This is a genomic window from Paenisporosarcina sp. P5_A11, from assembly GCF_056400705.1.
Genome location: NZ_JBFUKT010000317.1, coordinates 1 through 1,844, shown reverse-complemented (window position 1 = coordinate 1,844; position 1,844 = coordinate 1). Strand labels below are relative to the sequence as shown.

1 protein-coding gene and 1 pseudogene are annotated in these 1,844 nt (G+C 37.2%); both read left to right on the top strand.

Going from position 1 to position 1,844, the window contains the following annotated elements:
* Window positions 1-1,626 (top strand): ATP-binding protein (locus tag AC1DOS_RS19860; protein ID WP_477538871.1); only part of this gene is annotated, 1,626 nt, incomplete at its 5' end.
* Window positions 1,623-1,844: pseudogene (locus tag AC1DOS_RS19855) on the top strand (3'-5' exonuclease); the annotation flags it as partial. The gene AC1DOS_RS19860 and the pseudogene AC1DOS_RS19855, both read left to right, overlap by 4 nt.

The window sequence follows — 1,844 nt, the reverse complement described above, 5'->3', positions numbered from 1 at the left end:
GAGCAAGAGGTTGGAAAACTACAAAATTCGATTCGGCAAGTGGCAGAATTAAAAGCGCGTCAGCAAATTGAGAAAGAGCCAACAACTCAGAAGAAAAATACGCAATTTATTGTAAGTGCGCTTATCTTACTTACTTCTCTTATTGGAACTATTTCTTTTGGGGATTGGAGAATCGCTATTGGAGGCATTCTATTAACCGGAATAATATTTGGTCTAATGAAGAGCATGAATCAACCTAAATCTGAAAAACATACAAAAGACTATAGTGAAGAAATAGTGTCACTGGAACAACAGCTGTCAAAGACTGAACAGCTAGCGGAACAAGTAAGATTATATAACGATCGACTTTTGCAGCTTATTGAGCAACGACGAGATAAACAACAAATGAGTACAAAAATTGAGCAAAACTTATTAGCTGCTAATCAGAATCATAGTGAAGCCAAAGAATCACTAAGCCAATTTCTTAGACTCCATGGATTTGATGGTTTATTACAGCCGCAAATGTTTCCTGAACTCTTTAAGCGGATTCGCCAAATTCAAGAAATTCACCATCTAATTTCTCGGAAATCACTGGAGTTTCAATCGATGGGTGATCAAATTCATGAACGACTTAGAATTATGAAAGATGTTACGGGCAAATCGCTTTCTGTAGAATCAGCATATAGGTCATTAAGGGATGTTGCCAATTCTCTAAAAGAGGACCAAAAAGAGCAAGAAAATGCGCAAATAAAACAAAAAGAATGGGTATCGCAATTGACAGAGAAACAACAATTATTTGAGATTCAGTCAAATGAAGTTCAATTGCTCTGGAATGAAGCTCAAGTTAGCGATGAATCTGCTTTCTATCAGGCCGATAGTGAATTTAGAGAAAAACAATCTCTACACCATGATTTACGAGCTATAAAAGCACAGTTAGATTCGATTGGAGAATTTCATTTAGCAATTGATGACGAACAACAACAGCATTTATCCTCAGAAGAACTTAGTGCGAAATCAAATGATTTTCTTAAGATTCGCCATGAATTGTTGGAGGAAAAAGCATCGCTGAGACAGCAAACAAATTCTATGTTAAGTGACGAAGGTTATGGTCAGTCTCTTCAACAATTTGAACAAAAGAAAGCAGAACTCGCAGAACTCGCTCACAAATGGTCTGTCAATAAGGCAATAACTGAAGCCATCAATCAAACTATGTATAACTTAAAAGAGAAGCGACTTCCATTTGTACTTAATACAGCACAAGAATTCTTCAACCAATTAACGAATGGACGCTACGATTCGCTTGAGGTAAATGAGGATGGGATATTTGAAGCTGTTAATCCACAAGGTATACGTTATCGAATAGCCGAACTTAGCCAAGCTACCAAAGAACAAGCGTATATTTCATTGCGCTTTGCATTGTCGGAATCTCTAGTAAAAACGATACCACTTCCAATCGTAATGGATGATCCATTTGTCCATTTCGATCGTTTTCGAGTGAAACAAATGGTACAATTAATGACAGATTTAGAAAACAGTCATCAGTTCTTATACTTTACATGTCATGAAGATATGACAACAATTTGGCCGCAAGCGCACATCATTGATGTCGCAGCATTGCAAAACGAAAGGAGTGTGCCATCGATATGAAACGCGTTACAGAATTAGCCGTGGGAGAAGCTGTAGACCACTTTCTATTAATTAAACAATCTACCAAAGCATTTACTACTACTGGCAATAAATTTATGACACTCATTTTACAAGATAAGAGTGGAGATATTGAAGCAAAGCTTTGGGACACAACGGAAGAACATGAAACGTTATATCATGCAGAGGCAATTGTCCGAGTAGGCGGTGAAATTCAACAC